This is a genomic window from Jeotgalicoccus sp. WY2 (genome assembly GCF_018437745.1).
Classification (GTDB): Bacteria; Bacillota; Bacilli; order Staphylococcales; family Salinicoccaceae; genus Jeotgalicoccus; species Jeotgalicoccus psychrophilus.
Map to the genome: position 1 here is coordinate 1,640,328 of NZ_CP049818.1, position 21,195 is coordinate 1,661,522.

Annotated in this window: 26 protein-coding genes and 5 pseudogenes; 20 read left to right on the forward strand and 11 right to left on the reverse strand. The window is 41.5% G+C overall.

All coding sequences use genetic code 11. The features are described from left to right. The first annotated feature begins 136 nt into the window (after positions 1-136). Positions 137-1,473 (forward strand): annotated as a pseudogene (glnA, locus tag G4D76_RS09505) (type I glutamate--ammonia ligase). A 45-nt stretch (positions 1,474-1,518) separates the two neighbouring features. Here the strand turns inward: glnA and G4D76_RS09510 are convergent. After that, positions 1,519-3,184, reverse strand: a pseudogene (locus tag G4D76_RS09510) (Na/Pi cotransporter family protein). Positions 3,185-3,438: 254 nt separating this feature from the next. On the opposite strand from G4D76_RS09510, the gene G4D76_RS09515 reads away from it, so the two are divergent. Continuing rightward, positions 3,439-4,521, forward strand: coding sequence for an HAD family hydrolase (locus G4D76_RS09515; RefSeq protein ID WP_250129900.1), 1,083 nt, complete (start codon positions 3,439-3,441; stop codon positions 4,519-4,521). Between the two features lie 132 nt (positions 4,522-4,653). Here the strand turns inward: G4D76_RS09515 and serA are convergent, their stop codons facing one another. From serA to G4D76_RS09535, 5 genes are all read right to left on the reverse strand, one after another. Then, positions 4,654-6,222, reverse strand: a complete 1,569-nt coding sequence (gene serA, locus G4D76_RS09520) for a phosphoglycerate dehydrogenase (protein WP_213809755.1) — start codon at positions 6,220-6,222, stop codon at positions 4,654-4,656. Further along, positions 6,209-7,357 carry a pyridoxal-phosphate-dependent aminotransferase family protein gene (locus G4D76_RS09525; RefSeq protein ID WP_213809756.1) on the reverse strand — a complete coding sequence of 383 codons (1,149 nt, stop codon included), beginning with the start codon at positions 7,355-7,357 and terminating at the stop codon, positions 6,209-6,211. Before G4D76_RS09525 ends, serA begins: the two co-directional genes overlap by 14 nt. Before the next feature lie 59 nt (positions 7,358-7,416). Continuing rightward, positions 7,417-8,151, reverse strand: a complete 735-nt coding sequence (locus G4D76_RS09530; RefSeq protein WP_250129901.1) for an AAA family ATPase — start codon at positions 8,149-8,151, stop codon at positions 7,417-7,419. Further along, complete coding sequence (locus tag G4D76_RS15150; RefSeq protein WP_250129902.1) at positions 8,084-8,467, reverse strand: adenylyltransferase/cytidyltransferase family protein; 384 nt, start codon at positions 8,465-8,467, stop codon at positions 8,084-8,086. The genes G4D76_RS09530 and G4D76_RS15150 overlap by 68 nt, the downstream gene beginning before the upstream one ends. A 70-nt stretch (positions 8,468-8,537) precedes the next feature. Beyond that, positions 8,538-8,786: a hypothetical protein gene (locus G4D76_RS09535; RefSeq protein WP_026859117.1), complete on the reverse strand. Its 249-nt coding sequence runs from the start codon at positions 8,784-8,786 to the stop codon at positions 8,538-8,540. 65 nt (positions 8,787-8,851) lie between these two features. Between G4D76_RS09535 and G4D76_RS09540 the strand changes: the two are divergent. Then, a pseudogene (locus tag G4D76_RS09540) lies at positions 8,852-10,104 on the forward strand (lipid II:glycine glycyltransferase FemX). 244 nt (positions 10,105-10,348) lie between these two features. Here the strand turns inward: G4D76_RS09540 and G4D76_RS09545 are convergent. The 5 genes and pseudogenes from G4D76_RS09545 to G4D76_RS16950 all read right to left on the reverse strand — a co-directional run bounded on the left by G4D76_RS09545 (position 10,349) and on the right by G4D76_RS16950 (position 12,284). Then, positions 10,349-10,624 carry a hypothetical protein gene (locus G4D76_RS09545; protein WP_026859115.1) on the reverse strand — a complete coding sequence of 92 codons (276 nt, stop codon included), beginning with the start codon at positions 10,622-10,624 and terminating at the stop codon, positions 10,349-10,351. Between the two features lie 12 nt (positions 10,625-10,636). Beyond that, positions 10,637-10,954, reverse strand: a complete 318-nt coding sequence (locus tag G4D76_RS09550; protein ID WP_213809757.1) for a hypothetical protein — start codon at positions 10,952-10,954, stop codon at positions 10,637-10,639. After that, a complete protein-coding gene (locus tag G4D76_RS15155) occupies positions 10,951-11,295 on the reverse strand; it encodes an MFS transporter (protein WP_250129903.1) in 345 nt (114 codons plus the stop codon). Before G4D76_RS15155 ends, G4D76_RS09550 begins: the two co-directional genes overlap by 4 nt. Positions 11,296-11,345: 50 nt before the next feature. Continuing rightward, positions 11,346-12,100: pseudogene (locus tag G4D76_RS16945) on the reverse strand (MFS transporter). A gap of 82 nt (positions 12,101-12,182) precedes the next feature. Further along, the gene (locus G4D76_RS16950; protein WP_371814467.1) at positions 12,183-12,284 is read right to left on the reverse strand and encodes an SE1832 family protein; all 102 of its coding nucleotides are present in this window, start codon (positions 12,282-12,284) and stop codon (positions 12,183-12,185) included. A 212-nt stretch (positions 12,285-12,496) separates the two neighbouring features. Here G4D76_RS16950 and G4D76_RS09560 point away from each other — a divergent pair, with 212 nt between their 5' ends. The 17 genes and pseudogenes from G4D76_RS09560 to rplE all read left to right on the forward strand — a co-directional run bounded on the left by G4D76_RS09560 (position 12,497) and on the right by rplE (position 21,180). Continuing rightward, entirely contained in the window at positions 12,497-13,108 is a 612-nt protein-coding gene (locus G4D76_RS09560) for a YczE/YyaS/YitT family protein (RefSeq protein ID WP_250129905.1), read from the forward strand. Between the two features lie 186 nt (positions 13,109-13,294). Continuing rightward, the gene (locus G4D76_RS16045) at positions 13,295-13,531 is read left to right on the forward strand and encodes a solute carrier family 23 protein (RefSeq protein WP_256440457.1); all 237 of its coding nucleotides are present in this window, start codon (positions 13,295-13,297) and stop codon (positions 13,529-13,531) included. After that, positions 13,494-14,426 carry an NCS2 family permease gene (locus G4D76_RS09565; protein WP_256440458.1) on the forward strand — a complete coding sequence of 311 codons (933 nt, stop codon included), beginning with the start codon at positions 13,494-13,496 and terminating at the stop codon, positions 14,424-14,426. The genes G4D76_RS16045 and G4D76_RS09565 overlap by 38 nt, the downstream gene beginning before the upstream one ends. A gap of 337 nt (positions 14,427-14,763) precedes the next feature. Then, on the forward strand, positions 14,764-15,072 hold the full coding sequence (gene rpsJ, locus G4D76_RS09570) for a 30S ribosomal protein S10 (protein ID WP_026859110.1): 309 nt from the start codon (positions 14,764-14,766) through the stop codon (positions 15,070-15,072). A gap of 22 nt (positions 15,073-15,094) precedes the next feature. Next, the gene (gene rplC / locus G4D76_RS09575; RefSeq protein WP_026859109.1) at positions 15,095-15,757 is read left to right on the forward strand and encodes a 50S ribosomal protein L3; all 663 of its coding nucleotides are present in this window, start codon (positions 15,095-15,097) and stop codon (positions 15,755-15,757) included. A 21-nt stretch (positions 15,758-15,778) separates the two neighbouring features. Next, on the forward strand, positions 15,779-16,399 hold the full coding sequence (rplD, locus tag G4D76_RS09580) for a 50S ribosomal protein L4 (protein WP_026859108.1): 621 nt from the start codon (positions 15,779-15,781) through the stop codon (positions 16,397-16,399). Continuing rightward, the gene (rplW, locus tag G4D76_RS09585) at positions 16,399-16,671 is read left to right on the forward strand and encodes a 50S ribosomal protein L23 (protein ID WP_026859107.1); all 273 of its coding nucleotides are present in this window, start codon (positions 16,399-16,401) and stop codon (positions 16,669-16,671) included. Before rplD ends, rplW begins: the two co-directional genes overlap by 1 nt. 36 nt (positions 16,672-16,707) lie before the next feature. Next, complete coding sequence (gene rplB / locus G4D76_RS09590; protein ID WP_026859106.1) at positions 16,708-17,538, forward strand: 50S ribosomal protein L2; 831 nt, start codon at positions 16,708-16,710, stop codon at positions 17,536-17,538. Positions 17,539-17,592: 54 nt separating this feature from the next. Next, entirely contained in the window at positions 17,593-17,868 is a 276-nt protein-coding gene (rpsS, locus tag G4D76_RS09595; protein WP_026859105.1) for a 30S ribosomal protein S19, read from the forward strand. Positions 17,869-17,903: 35 nt separating this feature from the next. After that, on the forward strand, positions 17,904-18,287 hold the full coding sequence (gene rplV / locus G4D76_RS09600) for a 50S ribosomal protein L22 (protein WP_026859104.1): 384 nt from the start codon (positions 17,904-17,906) through the stop codon (positions 18,285-18,287). 21 nt (positions 18,288-18,308) lie between these two features. Beyond that, complete coding sequence (gene rpsC / locus G4D76_RS09605; RefSeq protein WP_026859103.1) at positions 18,309-18,950, forward strand: 30S ribosomal protein S3; 642 nt, start codon at positions 18,309-18,311, stop codon at positions 18,948-18,950. An 18-nt stretch (positions 18,951-18,968) separates the two neighbouring features. Continuing rightward, positions 18,969-19,400, forward strand: coding sequence for a 50S ribosomal protein L16 (gene rplP / locus G4D76_RS09610; protein WP_213809758.1), 432 nt, complete (start codon positions 18,969-18,971; stop codon positions 19,398-19,400). Further along, a complete protein-coding gene (gene rpmC / locus G4D76_RS09615) occupies positions 19,390-19,599 on the forward strand; it encodes a 50S ribosomal protein L29 (protein ID WP_026859101.1) in 210 nt (69 codons plus the stop codon). Before rplP ends, rpmC begins: the two co-directional genes overlap by 11 nt. Before the next feature lie 18 nt (positions 19,600-19,617). Next, positions 19,618-19,881: a 30S ribosomal protein S17 gene (gene rpsQ / locus G4D76_RS09620; RefSeq protein ID WP_156897190.1), complete on the forward strand. Its 264-nt coding sequence runs from the start codon at positions 19,618-19,620 to the stop codon at positions 19,879-19,881. A gap of 31 nt (positions 19,882-19,912) precedes the next feature. Then, positions 19,913-20,280, forward strand: a pseudogene (gene rplN, locus G4D76_RS09625) (50S ribosomal protein L14). Positions 20,281-20,296: 16 nt separating this feature from the next. After that, positions 20,297-20,614 carry a 50S ribosomal protein L24 gene (rplX, locus tag G4D76_RS09630; protein WP_213809759.1) on the forward strand — a complete coding sequence of 106 codons (318 nt, stop codon included), beginning with the start codon at positions 20,297-20,299 and terminating at the stop codon, positions 20,612-20,614. A 26-nt stretch (positions 20,615-20,640) separates the two neighbouring features. Then, positions 20,641-21,180, forward strand: coding sequence for a 50S ribosomal protein L5 (gene rplE / locus G4D76_RS09635; protein WP_026859097.1), 540 nt, complete (start codon positions 20,641-20,643; stop codon positions 21,178-21,180). The last annotated feature ends 15 nt before the right edge of the window (positions 21,181-21,195 follow it).

Genomic DNA, 21,195 nt, shown 5'->3' on the forward strand with positions numbered 1-21,195 from the left:
GTGCAGATCCAAGTGGGGGATCTGCATTTTTTAAATTTTATAAAAATTTACGATTGCGCATGAAATATGAGTATGGTAATATTTTCTCATGAGTTTTCAGCATGATTGACATCAAATCAGATTAAGGGCGTGAGGTATGGAAAGTTTAACCAGAGAAAAAATCATCTCTATTGCACAAGAAGAAAATGTAAGATTTATCCGTCTGCAATTTTCCGATATTCTCGGAACGATAAAAAATGTGGAAGTGCCGTTCAGCCAGCTGGATAAAGCGCTCGAAGGACAAATGATGTTTGACGGTTCTTCAATTGAAGGGTTTACCCGTATCGAAGAATCGGATATGTATCTGGTTCCGGATTTAAATACGTGGACAGTATTTCCGTGGACAACATCACGCGGTGATAAAGTTGCGCGTCTGATCTGTGACGTTCATAACGTTGACGGCACGCCTTTTGAAGGTGACCCCCGTACTAACTTAAAAAATGTTCTGAAGGAAATGGAAGCGCTCGGCTATACATCATTCAACTTAGGACCGGAACCGGAATTTTTTCCTCTTTAAACTGGATGATCGCGGTAAACCGACGACCGAGTTAAATGATCATGGCGGGATTTTGATTTAGCGCCTACGGACTCAGGTGAAAATTGCCGTCGTGATATCGTTATTGAACTTGAGGATATGGGCTTTGATATTGAAGCTTCACACCATGAAGTTGCTGAAGGACAGCATGAAATTGACTTTAAATATGCAGATGCCGTTACAGCGTGTGACAGTATTCAGACATTTAAACTCGTTGTTAAGACCGTCGCGAGAAACATAATCTGCATGCGACATTTATGCCGAAACCGCTGGTTGGTATTAACGGCAATGGTATGCACTTTAACGTGTCACTCTTTAAAGGAAAAGAAAATGCATTCTTTGATGAGTCTGCAGAAGATGGCTTAAGCGAAGATATGAAATACTTTATGGCAGGTGTACTGAAACACGTACGCGGCTTCACGGCGGTAACGAACCCGCTTGTTAACTCGTACAAACGTCTGGTGCCCGGTTACGAAGCGCCGAGTTACATCGCATGGAGTAAGAAGAATCGCTCGCCATTGATGAGAATCCCTTCTTCACGCGGATTATCTACGCGTGTGGAAGTACGTTCTGTCGATCCATCAGCGAATCCGTATTTGGCACTGGCAGTCATTTTAAAAGCCGGTCTGGATGGCATTAAAAATAAAATGGAACTTCGTGAATCCGTAGATTTAAATCTTTACGAGCTGACAAGAGAAGAGCGACGTGAGAAAGGTGTCGAAGATTTACCGTCGACACTGTACAATGCATTAAAAGTGATGCGTGACAGTGAACTTTCAAAAGAAGCGCTCGGCAGTCATATTTACAAGGCGTTTTATGAACACAAGATGCTGGAATGGGAAGATTACCGTGCAACTGTATCGGAATGGGAACTTAAATCTTACCTAGAAAAATACTAAAACAAAAAAGGAACCGGGAATTAATTCCCGGTTCCTTTTTTAATATCAATCGTAAACAGTAAAGTCATCGTTCATGAATTCTTCTGTTACGTTATTTAAGTTTGTCTCTGTAATGTTTCTTGCGTTATAACCGATACGCTCAAGATTGCTGATTAATTCAACATAAAGTGTACCGCCATCCGTTGAACATTCGCCTCTTGAAAGACGCTTGATATGTTCTTTACGAAGTTTGTTTTCAATTCTGTGTGATTTCTGGCTTAATCTGATAACCTGTTCGAGCGCTTGAGGATTATAAACGTCAAGTGACTCGAGCGACATTGTAAACGATTCGTATACGTGGCTGTACAGATCTTCCAGACCTTCTTTAGCTTCGTCAGACAGATTAATATTATTTTCATACTTATGATGGTACTGATCAGCCATATTTTTAGCCTGTGAGCTTACTTTAAGCAGAATCCGTGATACTTCCAGCAGTGTGCTGACACGTTCAGTATCATCCTGGGAAATTTCGTATTTCGACGCATCAATCAGGTAACCGCGTATAGCATCCTGCAGCGTTGAGACAACGTTAACTTTATCTTCAATCTGCTTGAAGAGTTTGTCGTCCTGCTTATCGCTGTACTGACGTGCATCCTGTAAAGTACTGAGAACTAATTCACCCAGATTTTTAACTTCACTCTGTGCGCCCTGAATTGCAATACTCGGTGACTGTTTTAATAAGAGCGGGTCTAAATGTTTAGGCGTGAAATCTTCAGAAAATCACGTCCCGGAACTATTTTAACGACTAGCCACGCAAGAGCACCGACAAATGGCAGATGTATCAATGTATTGATAATATTGTATGAACCATGAGCGAACGCGATAGTCATTGGTTTATTCAGACTGAGAATATCTTCAAGATAGCCGACGTATATTACAAACAGCGGCATCAGTATCATAAATATTGTTGCCCCAATGATGTTAAATGTAACGTGTACCAAGGCTGCACGTTTAGCGGCAATTGAACCGGCAAGCGCTGCTAATATCGCAGTGATCGTTGTACCGATATTGTCGCCGAGCAGAATCGGCAATGCTGCCTGCAGATCAATCATGCCGTTGTCATAGAAATTCTGCAGGATGGCAATGGTCGCACTTGAACTTTGAACAATAACTGTCAGGATTACACCGACAGCAAGACCAAGGAATGAATTATCACTCATTGCCAGCATCAGATTTTGGAAGTATTCGAGATCAGCCAGCGGACCGACACCGTCTCCCATTAATTCGAGACCGTAAAATAATGCCCCGAAACCGAAGAGAACTCTACCTACATTAGTAATCTGATTTGATTTAAAGAAGAATAGCATAAATGAACCTATAGCGAGAATCGGCAAAGAATATGCACCAATATCAAGCCCAATAATAAATGCTGTAACCGTCGTACCAATATTGGCACCTAAAATAACACCAATAGCTTGTCTAAGTGTTAGAAACCTGCACTCACTAAGCCAATAGTAATTGCCGTGGCACCGGAGCTGCTCTGGATTAAAACTGTAACTAGAATACCGGCAATAACACCTCTGACAGGATTGGATGTCATGCGGTTTAAAATATCTCGCAAACGGTCACCGGCAGCTGCCTGCAGGCCGTCACCCATCTGTTTAATACCGTACAGGAAGATACCAAGTCCTCCGACGAACATGAAGATAACTTCCATTGGACTAAGAGACATAAAGAGTCCTCCATATAATATTTAATTTACAAACTTTACCTATGCTTAAAGAACTATGCGATAAATTTACAATCTACTGTTTATCATATTACAAATCAGCATATTTTAAAACATAAAATTAATTTATGTCGTAAAGTTCAAGTTGCCTGAAAATTTGTATAAATAGTCGACAAGACTAAAGTGGTGTGAGAAACTGGCAATATATAAAAAATACTGGGGTGTTTTCATGACGACGATACTGTTTGATGTTGACGGTGTGTTTTTTAAGCGAAGAAAGATGTTTTGATGTATCTGCGCTGACAGTAGAGGAATTACTGTACAGCCCGCGCTATTTAAACCTGGATGGCAGTAAGTTCAGAACAGATTATACAAATGAAGAAATCAGCGGCATCCGCAGTACAATTTTTGCCGATGACCGTGTACTTAAACGCTTTAAAGAAGCGGGGCTGAATTCAAACTGGGACATGCTGTTTATTACGTTTGCACTGATGTATATAGATATACTAAAACAGGAAAATTTAAATCTGGCTGGTGTCGACGTGACAGATTTAAACGCGGTCGGGGATATGCTTGGTGAAGTGACTGTGGATCCGGAAGCGGTAGTAGAATTTATTTCCCGGGAAAACTTCACTAAAGATGAAATATACAGAGCATTAATCGAATATGCCGGAACACTTCAGAATTTAGAGGATCCGGATGTCTTCAAAATGTACGGACCGATTTGGAATCAGGGTCACTTTAAATATCAGGAATGGTATTTAGGCAGTGAACTTGTTGAAGCAGATACCGGTAAGCCGGCTGAAGAACTTCAGAAGACAGGTTTCATTTACGATGAAGAATGGATTGTAGAACCTGAAGCAATTAAAGAAATGCTTCAGGGACTGAAAGCACAAGGATACATCGTAGGTGTGGCAACAGGAAGGCCGAGACAGGAAACGCTGCTGCCGTTTGACGAAGTTGGACTCATGGATGTATTTGAAGAACGCCGTGTTTCAACTGCGAGCGAGGTAATGGCAGAGGATAGAAGTACTGCAGCTTATGCCCTCACTAAGCCGCATCCGTTCAGTTATTTATGGAGCCTGTATGTACAGAATGAAGCATTGTTTGAAGCGGCTGTTGACGGCAGAAACGAAAGTGATGAACAAATCTTTATCGTCGGTGACTCTGTTGCGGACTTTTACTGTGCAGATAAAATCGGCGCAGTATTTATTGCGACGCTGACAGGGCTGACAGGTGATGATATTATCACCACATTCGATGAGCTGAATGTACCAAAAGAACAGATGCTGAAAAATGTACTTGGAGTACCTGAACTTGTTGAGACGCTTGTTAAATAAAATAGATACTTAAAAGAACACCGCCTTGAATCTTAGGATTCAAGGCGGTGTTCTTTTATATTTAAGGAAGATATATGCGGAAATAATCCTGTGGAATATTTTAATTTTTATCCCAGTTTAATCGTGTGCACTTTATGAATGTTTGAGACATTTTTTATTTTCATATGTTTCTTCGTTGACCTGATTATCCAGTGTGAAGAGAACCATTGCGTCACCTTCTTTAGACAGGCGTGCAAGCTGCATTGAAGCGATGTTTACTTCATCTTCACCGAGCAGGACACCGAGCTCGCCAATAATGCCAGGGCGGTCTGTATGCTCGATTATGAGTATATTTTCTTCCGGCTTGAAGTCGATAGGGTACTCGTTAATTTTTACGAGACGCTCTCCGTATCCTGGAATAGTTGAAGCACCGAGGGTAATGTGCTCATTATCATTAATCAGTTCAACTTCCAGATAGTTGGTATAGCCGTCAGCTTTAGCTTTCTTTTCAACTTTGTAAGTCACGTCGCGTTCATTTAAGTAGTACAGTGCGTTAATAATATTCACTTCATCACCGAAGTGGGGTTTCAGCATATTACTAACGAACGTGCGCGTTAAAATACTCGTGTCATCGACAGCGATATCTCCGTGATATTTAATTTTCACTTCCTCGGGCGGTTTATCGAGCAGCTGAATGCCGAACTGTCCTAAATGTTTCACGATAGACATATACGGTTTTAATTCTTCTGCGACAGAATGACTGACACGCGGCGCGTTAACCGCATGAGTAATCTGCTTGTCTTCAAAATACTCGATAATTTCTTTAGATACACTTACTGCAACTTTTTCCTGTGCTTCTGCTGTTGAAGCGCCGAGGTGCGGTGTCACAACAGTGCGGCGATGTGTCAGGAGTGCAGTGTTTTCCGGAGGCTCTGTCACGAATACGTCGAGTGCGGCACCTTTTACGATACCTGAATCGAGTGCTGTGAGTAACTCGTCTTCGTCGATAATGCCGCCGCGTGCGACGTTGATCAGGTAAACACCCTCTTTTTTACATTTACTAAAGAAGTCAGCACCGATTATTCCTTTTGTCTGGGGAGTCAGAGGAGTATGGACGGTAATAAAATCTGCTGCAGCTGCCACTTCATCAACTTCCATTTTAACAATCTCATTGTCGCGGGCTTTGTCGTCGGATAAGTACGGGTCAAATGCGACAATCTTCATGCCGAAACTTTTAGCGCGTCTGGCTACACCGAAACCGATTTTCCCTGCACCGATAATACCAAGCGTTTTGCCGTAAAGCTCCACACCTTTATGAGCGCCGCGGTTCCATTCGCCTTCAGTAAGTTCCTTATATGCTTCAGGTATATCGCGAGCCATTGACAGCATCATTGCCATTGTATGCTCCGTAGCGGAAATGGTATTTCCTTCAGGAGCGTTGACGACGATAACACCATGTTTTGTTGCTGCATCGATGTCGATGTTGTCGACGCCTACACCGGCACGTGCAATCATCTTAAGTTTTTTAGCGTGCTGAATAATGCGTTCTGTAATTTTCGTCTGGCTGCGGACAATCACAGCATCGAAATCATGAATGATATCGACAATCTGCGATTCCGATAAACCTTCCTGGCGTGTAACGTTAAAATTATCATTATCAATAAGTGCCTGTATACCGTCCTGGCTCACGGGGTCCAATACAATTACGTTATGCTTCGTCATATAAACTCTCCTGAGCGGCAGTTAATGCTTTGCCGTAGTAATTTTTCTTGCGCAGCTTGCTTAAAATATCTTCCAGAGCACTTAATATAGCCAGCATATCTTTCGGGAACATAAAGCCCATGTGGCCGATTCGGATAATTTTTCCAGCGAGATCTTTCTGTCCGCCGGCTACAGAAATATTATAATTTTTATCCAGTTCATCTTTAATGTGTGCAATTTCTTCAGGCGTCGAAGTGACTGCTGTCACTGTAGGTGAAGCGGACGCTTCTTTTACAAAAAGCTCAAGTTCCAGTGCTTCAATACCGCGGCGCAGCATTTTCTGCATTTTTTTATGACGAAGAAATACTTCTTCGATTGTTTCTTCATGGATCATATCTAGCACGTCATCCAGTCCCTGATACAAAGTTACAGCTGGTGTCTGAGGAGTATAATCTACTTCCAGAGACTTAAAGTACATTTTTAAATCGAGATAATAGCGTCCGTGGCGTGAGCTGTTCACTTTGCTGAGCGCTCTATCATTAAGAGCAACGAATGCAAGACCCGGGGGCAGCATCATTGCTTTTTGACTGCCTGAAACTATACAGTCAATGTTATCGCGCTGCATGTGCATATCAGCGCCGCCAAGTGCACTAACTGCATCGACGATAAACAGCGTTTCTTCATTATAATTATGCACGACTGCAGCAAGCTCAGTGAGCGGGTGAAGTACAGATGTTGAGGTCTCGCATGCCTGAGTAAATACTGCAGTTACATTATCGAGCCCGTTCAGGTACTCTTCAAAAGCCTGTGGATCAGCAGCTTCTCCCCATGTCACATCGTAAATATGTACATTGAAGTTGTAGCGTCCGGCGATATCTGCGAACTTTCCGCCGAATACGCCGCTGACGATTAAGACAACGGTATCTCCCTCATCAACAAGGTTGACCATTGCTGCTTCAAGAGCGCTGGTGCCTGATGAAGTCAGTACAGCGACTGGATTATCGGTGCCGAATATAGGCTGTAGTCTGGCTTGGATATCAGCAGACATTTCTTTGAATCGGCTAGTTCTGTGACCGAAAATACCTTGGGACATTGCTTGATATGTACGTCGGGCAACGGGTGTTGGTCCAGGTGTAAGCAATAACTCTTCTTGCATAGCGATTCCTCCTGTATAAATAAATTGTAAATTTCATTATAACAGAAATATCATTAAATTCAGTTATTTTTCCGTTCTTCCAGTATTTTATCGATTAAAGCATGGGCGCGCAGATAATTATTCAGATATGTATCATCTAAAATAACTGTATTATTCATTAAATTATAATGGTCCAGCTGTTCTAAAAGCAGTGTATAAAATTTTTGGTCGTAATCAGAAGAATCTTCCGCCGGAGGCATGATTAAAATCAGACTCCATGTCTGAAGCTTAATATAATGGTCGAAAATTTGATTTACGTATTCCTGCTGATCGTGATCAGCGAGCATATTATGCACTTTTGAGTACAGTACATCTGTGTCTGCGAAAAAGATTTTACGTGTTGCATTGGAATGAATATGACGCCTGTTCAGTTCAAACTGGCCGATGCCGATTGCATGAAAATCTTTTGCATCAAGATCAGGCGATTTCAGCTGATGCTCGTCGAAATAACTTGCTGCGTATTCAATGGAATAGCTCGTCGAATATCTTCGTGCCAGATCTTCAATAATCATCGATTTCCCGCTGTTTGGTGCACCGGTGACTAAAACGTTCTGAACAAAGAAGCGTCGAAACGGGCGTGTGACGTAATCCCAGTTTAAAATGGGTGTCTCCCTGATCTCAGTTCCGCTGATACCGAGAATCTTTCTGTCCACCATAGTCATATGAATATCAATGTGCTGCCACTTTTTAGAAATAACTTTCAAGTGGTTCTTTATAGTCGCTTTCGCCCATATAAAACGTTGCACTCTGTACATCGAAATCCAGGGCATCTTTGCTCTGGCGGATTAAACTCTCAAGCATCTCGAGCCACGGCTCCCAGCCTGCAGGATAGCGTGGGATTTCTGATTCATCGAGCTGCAGAATGGAAACGTTGCTGTCGTTCTTTAAAAGCTGACGCATCGCCCGGGCGCGGTGTTCAAGATTCATGCCGATATTGTCTCCCCGGTCGCCTGTGTATCCGCTAATAATAACCACAGCATGCCTGTTCTCTCTTTTGGCCCTGACGATTTGTTCAAAATGGCCAACGTGACACGGGGCGAAAGTACCAAAATAAATTCCGAGATCTCTCATGTTTATCTACTCCTAAGACAAATGATTTCAAAAGAACTGTATATTAAAATGTGCTACAATATTGAAGAAATTAAATGTAAGTTAACAGGATAGAAATGAAATGCAGCAATCCTGTCAGAATTGTTACCGCAGTTAAGATTTTAATGCTTTTAGACGCACCGGCGATTAAGAACAAGACCGACAGTATTATGGAAATTGCCATGAGAATAATTCTCGTACTGAGCAGAGCAATAAGCTCGTCATGCTGGTATGATATTGAAATATTAATAAAGCTGTAAATGTTAAATGCGGCTAATAAAATTAAAATAATCTGTTTCATTTTTGCACGCTCCCTTTGGGGGTATATTATATCAGAAATAATAGAGAAATGATTGGTGAGAAATTATGGTTGAACTATTAAATATTACAGATGAAATGCACGATGAATTTGTTAAGTCACATCCTGCAGGTGATCTGCTTCAGCTGACATCATGGGCCGGCTCAAAAGAACTGACGGGATGGTACTCGAGACGCATTGCTGTTGGACGTAATGGTGAAGTAGAAGGCGTCGCATTGTTACTGTTTAAAAAAGTGCCGAAAACATTCTTTACGATGTGTTATGCGTCACGCGGTTTTGTCTGTAACTACGAAGACAGGGAAGTCGTGAACACACTGCTCGGAGCAGCGAAGAAAATCGCAGCAGATGAAAAATCTTATACGATTAAAATAGACCCGGACATTCCGGCTTCAGGTAACGAAGATACAATCGAATATTTAAAACAGCTCGGTTTTAAGCATCACGGTCTGACGGACGGCATGAGTAAAGATGTTATTCAGCCGCGTACAACGATGGTGACAAATATTAGCGTTGACGACAAAGCGCTGCTGCAGAGCTTTGAACGGAACAACCGAACAAAAGTAAGAAATTCACTGCGTGCCGGTACAACGGTTTATAAAGCAGACAGGGAAGAACTTTCGGACTTCGTTAAATTGATGAAAGAAACAGGCGAGCGCGACGGCTTCTTAACGAGAGACATTACATATTTTGAGTCGCTGTACGATAACTTGAATCCCGAAGGGCATATGGACCTGTTTATGGTTAAACTATTACCGGATAGCGCTGTGCAGTCGCTTCAGAACGATATCGAAAAGTAACGAAAGATATCCGTAAAGCAGAGAAAATTAAAGATGAGCTGAAAAAACAAAATCAGCTGAAGAATTTAAATAATCGTATGACGAAAGTTCAGTCGCAGCTAGACGACATGAATGAACTTAAACGGAAACAACCACAAGGAGTACTCTTGTCAGGCGCACTGTACGCGCAGTCAGGACATAAGTCCTATTACCTGTACGGCGCATCTTCAAACGACTTTAGAGAATTCCTCCCGAATCATCACATGCAGTGGCATATGATGCAGTATGCACGTGAACACGGTGCAAAGACATATGACTTCGGTGGTGTATCAGTAGAACCTGATAGGGATGACGAACACTTCGGGCTATGGCAGTTTAAAAAAGTGTGGGGTACAGAGGTATCGGATAAAATCGGAGAATTCGATTATGTAACGAATCGCCCGCTTTATATGGCGGCGGAAGTAATGTTCCCGCTGTTTCAGAAGAGTAAAATGAAGCTGAATAAAATAATTAAAAGAAGATAACTGAGAAAACCTGCCGAATCATTGGCGGGTTTTTGCTGTTTTTTTGGGGGGAGGGTTCACGCCCAGTGCGATGATTACATGCGATTGAATATCGTTTTTCGACCTGATGAGAGTACTGTAATCAACCCTCATGATCACGCAGTCTACTTTTCATAGACATGAATCCGGAACCCGAACGCCAAAACTCACCATAAAAAAACCATACGTCATTTCACAAGGAATTTGACGTATGGTTTTATATGTTTTATAAATAATACGGCTGCATAATTGCGATATATAATATAAACAGCACAGATGAACAAGAGACGATAATCAGTGCAAGTGAAAAATAAGAATGCATATGACGGCTCTCATTTAAATGCGGCTCGGAGCGGAATGCCCGGATGCCGGTAATAATAGCGAGCGCTGCGAGAGTGAACCATATATAGATGTTATAAAAAATAATGCCGTCGTTAATCGAGTAATTTATAAAGAACAGTATTTGAATTAACATCAGCAGTATTAAAATGACACGTCTCATATACACATCTCCTTACAGAGTGATCAGAATTATAATAAGTACAAGTGCCATCGTCAGCGTAAACGCGTGCACTAAAAATAAGTTTGCACGGTCGCCTTTGTATTCTTTAAATGATGTAATTTCAACTGACATAACAATGCACAGTGAAAGCAGCAGCACGATAAAAATATCCGTACCGTCGAGCGACAGACTGAAGGTAATCATCATCAGTAAAAATGCAGCGCCGGAAATGTAGCGTGCGATGTCAAAAGCGCGCGACCTGAAATTCAAAATGGTAGCGGCACTAATGACGATATAAATTAAAAGCATGAGGAGTGTTAATAATGTCATGCGACTCTCCCTCGTTTTCTATAGTATTGGAAAATAAAATGTGTCGATAAGATAGTCATCAGTGCGCCAAAATAAAACGGCAGTCCCGCAGAGATCAGGAACAGTGCGTTAAATATGAGCGGTCCGCATATTCTTCCGAGACTGTCGAGTGAATATGTCGTTGCAGTAACACGTCCCATATCTTGAGCGGATGCTTCTTTCGTAATTTGTGATGTCATTAAAGTTTTTGCCAGAGCATTCCCCGTCATCAGGAGAACAATACAGATTCCGGCATAAACGAGACCTGTCATGAACGGCAGCATAATAAATGCAATCACGGCCATAATCTGACCAATGACCATTGCTTTTTTCTCCTGACCGTCTTTCAGCTTCCTTATATATACACCTTGAGTCAGTGCGTAAATATTCCTCCGATGAAAAACAATACTCCCATTTCAGTCGGGGTAATATTAATACGGTCCTGACCGAGCAGCTGGAAAGTACTTTCCATTCCGCTCATGAAAAACATTACAAAAAATGTACCGACCATCAGAATACCGACGGGCTGAGTAAAGTAATCGACAGCCAGTGTAATTTTCTTTGGTGTCTGCTGTGTTTTTTGACTGTACGTTTCCGGAACTTTCAAGAAGCTGAAGATCAATGCACCGGTAATAACGATTGTCGTCATATAGTAGGCGAAGCTCAATGAGATGCCTGCCAATATACCGCCGACACCCGGTCCAAAAATAAAACCGAGACCGACACACATGCCGACAAGACCCATGTATTTCGTACGTTCTTCCCGCGTTGTAATATCTGCAACCATACTCGTCGTTGCAGTGTAAAGAGCGCCTGAAGCGGCCCCCCCGATAACTCTGCTTAGATAAAGTATAGTCAGGTTATGAACAGACCAAATATTAAAAAACTGAATGCAAATGCTGCTAACCCGCCGAGAAGAAGCGGACGTCTGCCGATTTTGTCGGATAACCGTCCGAAGAACGGAGCGGAAAGAAAGCTCGCGAGTGAATAGACCGCGAGCAGTAAGCCCATATGTATCGTATTGACACCGAGCTGATTAATGAGTTCGGGAATGACTGGAATAATCATACTGAACCCGAAATATATTAAAAATTGAATGATCATAATCAGGGTAATCATTCGTTTCATTATATCCACGTCCTGAAATTATTTATTTTTTAGTGCCTGGCGTACTTCTTTAATCTGAGTTTCAAGTCGTGAAGACGATCCGTCATTTTGATGTCGGATGACCAGTGGACTCGATTTTTTCCAAATCACCTTGAAGGTGCACATATTCGTATTTTAATTCCTGTAATTGGCTTTCCAAATCCATTTTAACCACCACCTAAACTTAACTAATATCATATCATAAATGAGCAATTTTAAATGTGAAGAGAAAGCAATTTTTAGACAAACATTTACGTTAAAAAAAGAAAAATGTACGGATTTAGCATGTATTTATGTCGAATTAGGTGTATAATATACTTGTATTTGAGATTAAAACCAACTGGTAAAGCTTTATACATATTATATAGGAGTGATAGGGTGCCTAGTAGCTTTGTTAAACGCTGCCTGTTTTACTTTGTAGGTTTAATATTATCAATCGGCGTTGCGATGCAGGTTAAAGGCTTTGTTATGGGTCTGTCACCTTGGGATGTACTGCATTTCGGCCTGTGGCAGTCTGTCGGACTGACATTCGGAAGCTGGGCAGTCATTATCGGCATCGGTATTGTAATAGCAACCTCGCTCATCTTAAAAGCTCTGCCTAAAGGCGGAGTGTACGTCAACTTGTTAACGATCGGCGCATTTATCGACTTCTTTGTCTGGGTGCTGCCGGATGTGGAGAGCTGGCCTGCACAAGCGGTCTACTTTACAGCGGGTGTGTTTATCGCAGCATTCGGTTCTGCATTTTATATGACACCGAACCTTGGCGCTGGACCGAGAGACTCTTTAATGATGGTATTGGTAATGAAGTTCAATTTAAGAATGGCGAGAGCTCGGTTTTTAATGGAACTAATTGTTACAGTGTTTGGAATTATACTCGGGGGACCGGTATTTATCGGGACGATATTAATTGTTCTGTTTTACGGCAAGATAATAGAAATGTTCTTTCCTTATACCGAGAGAGCTGCTGATTCGCTTTATAGGATACGATGACCCGAGGATTATACAATTTAAATAATCATATAATGATTGGAGTTTTACAAAAAAGTTTTTTGGTTTTGAGGAACTTGATACAATTTTAGAAAAGAAAGTAGGGGGTCTGACAACATTCCTGTCGATGGCTTTATTCTCGCGTTAACCCTTCGATTTTATCACTGCAGGGAATAGAGGGTGTTCCGGATGAAAAAGATGGATATTAACGCTGTCTTCGTTGCAACGTGTTTAGCGGCATTTGTCGGCTGTCTGTTTATGGGAATTATTGCGAAATATCCAATCGCACTCGCGCCCGGTATGGGACTGAACGCGTTTTTCGCTTTTACAGTAGTTCTGACGATGGGAATTCCCTGGCAGACTGCACTAACAGGCGTACTGTTCCGGTGTGATTTTTGTAATCCTTACATTAACAGGTTTACGTGAATACATAATTAATGCCATACCGATGGAGATGAAAATGGCGGTCAGCGCCGGTATCGGATTCTTCATCACTTTCGTAGGACTTCAGTCTTCGGGAATTATCGCCGGGGATGACGCGACATTAATCAGTCTCGGCGACGTACACAGCGGCGGCGTGCTGCTGACTTTTGCAGGACTTGTGATTACCGTTATATTAATGACTAAAAAAGTTCCGGCAGCAATATTTTTCGGAATGATTATTACTGCACTACTGGGTATAGTCACTGGAATCGTTCCGATGCCGTCGGCAATCGTCGGCTCAGTGCCGAGCGTTGCACCGACATTCGGCGCAGCATTTGAAGGGCTGATGGACTTTGATACAATTTTTAACGTGCAGTTCTTGATTGTTGTGCTGACTTTCCTGTTCGTAGACTTTTTTGATACTGCAGGTACACTCGTAGGCGTAGCGTCACAAGCTAACCTTATTAAAGATAACAAGCTCCCGCGTGCAAGCAAGGCGCTCCTTGCAGATGCATTTGCGACGATTACAGGCGCAATCTTCGGAACATCTACAACAACCATATGTAGAATCTACAGCCGGTGTCGCAGCTGGGGCACGGAGCGGATTGCTTCAGTTGTTACCGGTGTTTTCTTAGCTGCGATATTCTTCTCGCCGCTGATTGTGACATTTACATCGGAAGTCACAGCACCTGCACTTATTATAGTGGGGATTTTAATGGCATCTAATTTATCGAAGATAAGCTGGGGCAGATTTGAAGTTGCAGTACCTGCATTCCTGACAGTATTTATGATGCCGCTCACGTACAGTATCGCGACCGGTATTGCTATTGGATTTATCTTCTATCCAATTACAATGATCATGGCAGGCAAGAGAAAAGAAATTAATCCAATAATGTAGGACTATTCGTAGTGTTCATTTTATACTTCGTATTCATTAATTAATATTCAAAGTGATGTATATAAAAAAAACCCGAAGAAAAATAAAAAAAGAGTGAAGAAATCTCTAGATACCTATTGATTTCCTCACTCTTTTACTGTATCATATCTAACGTTGGACTTAAGCGGACACAGTTGTGTCCTGAATATGTGAAGTGCTGTTCCTATGCACATCACACATCGATGAAGCGAGAGGTTACTGACACACCCGGCCGCATTGCCATGGCAGATGTGACAAGAAAATTTTCGCTGAGATAGTCTACCATTAATAGGATGACGACCATAAGGAGGTATAAATAATGGCAAAGCAAAAAATTCGTATTCGTTTAAAAGCGTACGACCACAGAGTGCTGGATCAATCAGCAGAAAAAATCGTTGAGACGGCAAAACGTTCAGGTGCAGATGTATCAGGACCGATTCCGTTACCGACTGAGAAAACTATTTACACAGTTATTCGTGCGGTGCACAAATACAAAGATTCACGTGAACAGTTTGAACAGCGTACACACAAACGTCTTATCGACATTTTAAACCCTACACCTAAAACAGTTGACGCTCTAATGGGCTTAAACTTACCATCAGGCGTAGACATCGAAATCAAGTTATAAATTATAGGAGGTGCGACTTTCGATGACCAAAGGAATCTTAGGTAGAAAAATTGGGATGACTCAAGTTTTCGGTGAAAACGGAGAATTAATCCCTGTAACAGTAGTTGAAGCTGCAGGAAACGTAGTAGTTCAAAAGAAAACTGACGAAACAGACGGATATAACGCGATTCAAATCGGATTTGATGACAAACGCGATTATAACGCAAAAGGCAGAAGCAACAAATATGCCAACAAAGCAGAGGCAGGCCATGCTAAAGCATCTGGCACTGCTCCTAAGCGCTTCATACGCGAATTCAAGAACTTGAACGCAGAGGAATTTGACGTAGGTCAAGAAGTCCCTGTAGATACATTTGCTGCAGGTGATTTTGTAGACGTAACAGGAACTTCAAAAGGTAAAGGTTTCCAGGGTTCTATCAAACGTCACAATTTCAGCCGCGGACCAATGAGTCACGGTTCACGTTACCACAGAGGATCAGGTGCCATGGCTATGGCTGCCAGCCCGTCAAAAGTTTTTAAAGGTAAAAAATTACCTGGACAAATGGGTGGTAAAACGATTACTATGCAAAACTTAGAAATCGTACGTGTAGATGCAGAGAAAAATGTTGTTCTTATTAAAGGCAACGTGCCAGGACCTAGAAAAGGTTTTGTAAAAATTTCATCATCAATTAAAAAAGGTAACAAGTAATAAGGAAGGGAGGATAAACACATGGCAATCGATGTTTTATCAAAAGAAGGAACTAAAGTAAGTTCTATCGAATTAAACCAGGCTGTATTCGGAATCGAACCGAACCAGCACGTACTATTTGAAGCAGTTCACTTACAACGTGCATCTCTTAGACAAGGGACACACGCAGTGAAAAACCGCTCAGCTGTACGCGGCGGCGGAAGAAAGCCGTTTAAACAAAAAGGAACAGGTAACGCACGTCAAGGTACAATCCGTGCACCGCAATTCCGTGGAGGCGGCGTCGTATTCGGACCGACTCAAAGATCATACAGCTACAGCATGCCGAAGAAAATGAGAAAGCTTGCACTTCGTTCAGCACTTTCAGCGAAAGTAAATGAAGAAGTATTACAAGTGATTGACCACCTTGAAATGGAAGCGCCAAAAACTAAAGAGTTCTTAACAGTACTTGAAAATCTTGGTGCAGCTAAGAAAGTACTTCTCGTACTTGAAAATAAAGACGAAGTTGTTGAGAAATCAGCACGTAACATCCCAGGTGTTACAGTGTTAACTCCAGCTGGTCTTAACGTACTAGATATCCTTTCTGCTAACCATGTGATCTTCACTGAGGGAGCAATCAAAATAGCAGAGGAGGTACTTGTATAATGGATGCACGCGACATTATCAAGCGCCCAGTAGTTACTGAGCGTTCTGCTGACTTAATGTCAGAAGACAAATACACATTTGATGTAGATGTAAGAGCGAACAAAACACAAGTCAAACACGCAGTTGAAGAAATCTTCGACGTTAAAGTTGAAAAAGTAAACATTATGAATGTTAAGCCTAAGAAAAAACGCATGGGTCGTTACGAAGGCTATACAAACAGAAGAAGAAAAGCGATTGTAAAACTTAAAGAAGGTTCAATCGAAATCTTCTAAATTATATAAAGATACCAATAAGGAGGTATAACGAGGATGGCAATTAAGAAATATAAGCCTACCACGAATGGTCGTCGTAATATGACTGGTTCGGATTTTGCTGAAATCACTTCAACAACTCCGGAACGTTCATTACTAGCGCCGCTGCCGAAAAAAGCGGGACGTAATAACCAAGGTAAAATTACTGTACGTCACCAAGCAGGTGGACATAAACGTCAATATAGAATTATTGACTTCAAACGTAATAAAGATGGAATTCCTGCAACTGTTAAAACTATTGAGTACGATCCAAACCGTTCAGCTAACATCGCGTTAGTATCATATGCAGATGGTGAAAAGAAATATATCTTAGCACCTAAAGGCATGACAGTTGGAACAGTAATCATGAGTGGACCTGAAGCAGATATCAAACCAGGTAACGCATTAACATTAGCAGACATCCCGGTTGGTACTACAATCCACAACATCGAATTAAAACCAGGTGCCGGCGGACAGATGTCACGTTCAGCAGGTACAAGCGCACAGCTGTTAGGTAAAGAAGGTAAATACGCACTGGTAAGATTAGCTTCCGGTGAAGTACGTATGGTACTTCTTACATGTAGAGCGACAATCGGACAAGTTGGTAACGAACAGCACGAACTTATCAACATTGGTAAAGCCGGACGTTCTAGATGGAAAGGTAAACGCCCTACAGTACGTGGTTCAGTAATGAACCCTAACGACCACCCGCACGGTGGTGGTGAAGGTAAAGCTCCTATCGGACGTCCATCACCAGTTTCTCCTTGGGGTAAACCAACTCTTGGTAAGAAAACTCGTAGAGGTAAAAACCGTTCAACTAAGTTCATAGTAAGAGGACGTAAGAAATAAGTAATGTGAGTGTGCGGATAAAATCCGCACGCATTATTGGAAGGAGGCGCCTACATGGCACGCAGTCTTAAAAAAGGACCTTTCGTCGACGATCACCTCATGAAAAAAGTAGAGGCTCAGAACGAAGGTAGTAAAAAAAGTGTAATTAAAACATGGTCACGCCGTTCAACGGTTTTCCCGAATTTCATCGGACATACAATCGCTGTATACGACGGACGTAAACATGTACCTGTGTACATCACAGAAGATATGGTTGGACACAAATTAGGTGAATTTGCACCTACAAGAACTTTCAAAGGTCACGGAAACGATCAAAAAACAAAAAGATAAATAACTAACCATATGCGATAAAGGAGGAAAAACTCATGCAATCGAAAGCTATTGCTAAAACTGTGAGAATCGCTCCGCGTAAAGTACGCCTTATTCTTGACCTTGTGAGAGGTAAAGAAGTTGGAGAAGCGATATCAATTCTAAAACTTACAAACAAGAGATCTTCACCAGTAGTGGAGAAACTAGTTAAATCTGCAGTTGCTAACGCAGAACACAACTACGATATGGATATCGATAACCTGTATATTTCTGAAATATTTGCAGATGAAGGTCCTACGATGAAAAGATTCCGTCCACGTGCTCAAGGCCGTGCTACGAAAATCAACAAACGTACTAGCCATATCACAGTAGTTGTTAAAGAGTACGCAAACGAAGCAGAAGTTGAAACTGAAGAAAATAAAGAGACAGAAAACGCTTAATTATATAAGGAGGGAATTAACTTGGGCCAAAAGATAAATCCAATTGGGTTTCGTGTAGGTGTCATTCGTGACTGGGAAGCAAAATGGTATGCAGACAAAAACTTTGCAAGCCTGTTACACGAAGACTTAAAAGTTCGTAAATATATCGAGACTAATCTTAAAGATGCATCAATTTCCAAAGTGGAAATCGAACGTGCAGCAAACCGAGTGAATATTGCTTTGCACACAGGTAAACCAGGTATGGTAATCGGTAAAGGCGGTAGTGAAATTAACAAACTACGTACTGCACTGACTAACTTAACTGGCAAGAAGGTTCATATCAACGTTATTGAAATTAAGAAAGTAGATATGGATGCTAAACTTGTAGCAGAAAATATTGCGCGTCAATTAGAAAACCGTGTATCTTTCCGTAGAGCACAAAAACAAGCGCTTCAAAGAGCTATTAAATCAGGCGCTAAAGGTATTAAAACACAAGTTTCAGGACGTTTAGGCGGCGCCGACATCGCTCGTGCTGAAGGTTACAGTGAAGGAACAGTTCCACTTCATACACTTCGTGCAGACATCGATTATGCTCATGAAGAAGCAGACACAACTTACGGTAAGTTAGGTGTCAAGGTATGGATCTACCGTGGAGAAGTTCTTCCTACAAAGAATAATAAATAAGTAAGGAGGAAATTTGGAATGTTATTACCAAAAAGAGTAAAATACCGTCGTCAGCACCGTCCGAATACAAAAGGACGTTCTAAAGGCGGAAATCAAGTAAGCTTTGGTGAATACGGGCTACAAGCTATGACAACATCTTGGATTACTGCAAGACAAATCGAAGCAGCGCGTATTGCAATGACACGTTATATGAAACGTGGCGGTAAAGTATGGATCAACATCTTCCCGCACACGCCATATACAAAGAAACCATTAGAAGTACGTATGGGTTCTGGTAAAGGTGCAATTGAAGGTTGGATTGCAGTAGTTAAACCAGGCCGCGTTATGTTTGAAGTTGCGGGTGTAGAAGAGGAAGCTAAAGAGGCACTTCGTCTTGCAAGTCATAAACTTCCATTAAAAACGAAAATAGTAAAACGTGAAGAATTAGGTGGTGATACGAATGAAAGCTAAAGAAATCCGTGATTTAACGAATTCCGAAATTGAATCTAATGTTAAAGAATTGAAAGAAGAACTTTTCAATCTGCGCTTTCAGCTAGCTACAGGTCAGCTAGAAAACACTGCTCGTATCAAAGAAGTTAGAAAGACTATCGCTAGAATGAAAACGACGGTTCGCCAAAGAGAGATTGAAGAAGCACAAGCGAATCAATAATTAGAGGAGGTTCAAATCGTGGAAAGAAAAAACGAACGCAAAGTTTACCAGGGCCGCGTCGTATCCGACAAGATGGATAAGACTGTAACGGTACTTGTTGAAACTTACACAAAGCACCCGATCATCGGAAAACGTGTTAAATATTCTAAAAAATATAAAGCACATGATGAAAACAATACTGCGAAAATGGGCGATATCGTTAGAATCCAAGAAACACGTCCATTATCTGCGACTAAACGATTCCGTCTAGTTGAAATCGTTAAAGAATCTGTAATAGTATAAAAATATTTGAAACAGAAGGAGGGAATCGCGCATGATTCAGTCAGAGAGCCGCTTGAAGGTAGCTGACAACTCAGGAGCACGTGAAGTGCTAACTATTAAAGTTTTGGGCGGAACAGGCCGTAAAACTGCAAATATCGGAGATGTAATCGTTGCAAGTGTTAAGAATGCAACACCCGGTGGGGTTGTCAAAAAGGTGAGGTTGTTAGAGCCGTCATCGTTAGAACAAAAACAGGTGTCCGTCGTGAAGATGGTTCATATATTAAATTCGATGAGAACGCATGCGTAATCATCCGTGATGATAAAGGTCCAAGAGGTACTCGTATTTTCGGACCAGTTGCTCGTGAACTTCGCGAAGGCAACTTCATGAAGATTATCTCATTAGCACCAGAAGTACTATAATCCAAATCCGAAGGAGGTGCGACAACTATGCACAAAAACAGGTGACCAGGTCGTTGTAATCAGCGGTAAGGACAAAGGTAAAAAAGGAACTGTACTAAAAGCAATTCCTGCAGACAACCGTGTCGTTATTGAAAATGTCAACGTAATCAAGAAACATCAGAAGCCATCTCAAATGAACCCAGAAGGCGGGATTCTAGAGGTAGAAGCTCCGATTCATGTTTCCAACGTCATGCATGTAGACCCTGAATCAGGTGAACGCACTCGTATCCGTCATGAAATTAAAGATGGTAAAAAAGTGAAAATCGCTGTTAAATCAGGTAAAGAGATCAAATAAGATTCAAACGGAAGGAGGTCCCATTAATGGCTCGCTTAAAAGAAAAATACAATGAAACAATCAAACAAGAACTAGTAAACAAATTTAACTACTCTTCAGTAATGCAGGCACCACAGATTGATAAAATCGTAGTAAACATGGGTATTGGTGACGCTGTACAAAACGCAAAAGTACTCGACACGGCAGTTGAGGAATTAAGTGCAATTACAGGTCAAAAACCAGTTATCACTAAAGCTAAGAAATCAATCGCTACATTCCGTTTACGTGAAGGTATGCCAATTGGTGCTAAAGTTACACTTCGTGGAGAAAGAATGTATGAATTCCTAGACAAACTTATCTCAGTGTCATTACCACGTGTAAGAGACTTCAGAGGTATTTCTAAGAAAGCATTCGATGGACGCGGTAACTACACATTAGGTGTTAAAGAACAATTAATCTTCCCGGAAATTGATTACGATAAAGTATCAAAAGTTCGCGGTATGGATATCGTTATTGTTACAACAGCAAACACGGACGAAGAAGCTCGTGAATTGCTTACACAATTCGGTATGCCGTTCCAAAAGTAAGTAATAAGGAGGCAA

What these genes read in the sequence shown, in the direction of transcription:
- rplB (WP_026859106.1), top strand. Translation starts at nt 16,708, where the DNA reads ATGGCAATTAAGAAATATAAGCCTACCACGAATGGTCGTCGTAATATG.
- rpmC (WP_026859101.1), top strand. Translation starts at nt 19,390, where the DNA reads ATGAAAGCTAAAGAAATCCGTGATTTAACGAATTCCGAAATTGAATCT.
- serA (WP_213809755.1), bottom strand. Translation starts at nt 6,222, where the DNA reads ATGACGAAGCATAACGTAATTGTATTGGACCCCGTGAGCCAGGACGGT.
- rplC (WP_026859109.1), top strand. Translation starts at nt 15,095, where the DNA reads ATGACCAAAGGAATCTTAGGTAGAAAAATTGGGATGACTCAAGTTTTC.
- G4D76_RS15150 (WP_250129902.1), bottom strand. Translation starts at nt 8,467, where the DNA reads ATGAGAGATCTCGGAATTTATTTTGGTACTTTCGCCCCGTGTCACGTT.
- rplW (WP_026859107.1), top strand. Translation starts at nt 16,399, where the DNA reads ATGGATGCACGCGACATTATCAAGCGCCCAGTAGTTACTGAGCGTTCT.
- G4D76_RS16045 (WP_256440457.1), top strand. Translation starts at nt 13,295, where the DNA reads ATGAAAAAGATGGATATTAACGCTGTCTTCGTTGCAACGTGTTTAGCG.
- G4D76_RS09530 (WP_250129901.1), bottom strand. Translation starts at nt 8,151, where the DNA reads ATGTACAGAGTGCAACGTTTTATATGGGCGAAAGCGACTATAAAGAAC.
- rpsS (WP_026859105.1), top strand. Translation starts at nt 17,593, where the DNA reads ATGGCACGCAGTCTTAAAAAAGGACCTTTCGTCGACGATCACCTCATG.
- rplD (WP_026859108.1), top strand. Translation starts at nt 15,779, where the DNA reads ATGGCAATCGATGTTTTATCAAAAGAAGGAACTAAAGTAAGTTCTATC.
- rpsJ (WP_026859110.1), top strand. Translation starts at nt 14,764, where the DNA reads ATGGCAAAGCAAAAAATTCGTATTCGTTTAAAAGCGTACGACCACAGA.
- G4D76_RS09535 (WP_026859117.1), bottom strand. Translation starts at nt 8,786, where the DNA reads ATGAAACAGATTATTTTAATTTTATTAGCCGCATTTAACATTTACAGC.
- rplE (WP_026859097.1), top strand. Translation starts at nt 20,641, where the DNA reads ATGGCTCGCTTAAAAGAAAAATACAATGAAACAATCAAACAAGAACTA.
- rplP (WP_213809758.1), top strand. Translation starts at nt 18,969, where the DNA reads ATGTTATTACCAAAAAGAGTAAAATACCGTCGTCAGCACCGTCCGAAT.
- G4D76_RS09550 (WP_213809757.1), bottom strand. Translation starts at nt 10,954, where the DNA reads ATGACATTATTAACACTCCTCATGCTTTTAATTTATATCGTCATTAGT.
- G4D76_RS16950 (WP_371814467.1), bottom strand. Translation starts at nt 12,284, where the DNA reads ATGGATTTGGAAAGCCAATTACAGGAATTAAAATACGAATATGTGCAC.
- G4D76_RS09545 (WP_026859115.1), bottom strand. Translation starts at nt 10,624, where the DNA reads ATGAGACGTGTCATTTTAATACTGCTGATGTTAATTCAAATACTGTTC.
- rplV (WP_026859104.1), top strand. Translation starts at nt 17,904, where the DNA reads ATGCAATCGAAAGCTATTGCTAAAACTGTGAGAATCGCTCCGCGTAAA.
- G4D76_RS09525 (WP_213809756.1), bottom strand. Translation starts at nt 7,357, where the DNA reads ATGCAAGAAGAGTTATTGCTTACACCTGGACCAACACCCGTTGCCCGA.
- G4D76_RS15155 (WP_250129903.1), bottom strand. Translation starts at nt 11,295, where the DNA reads ATGGTCATTGGTCAGATTATGGCCGTGATTGCATTTATTATGCTGCCG.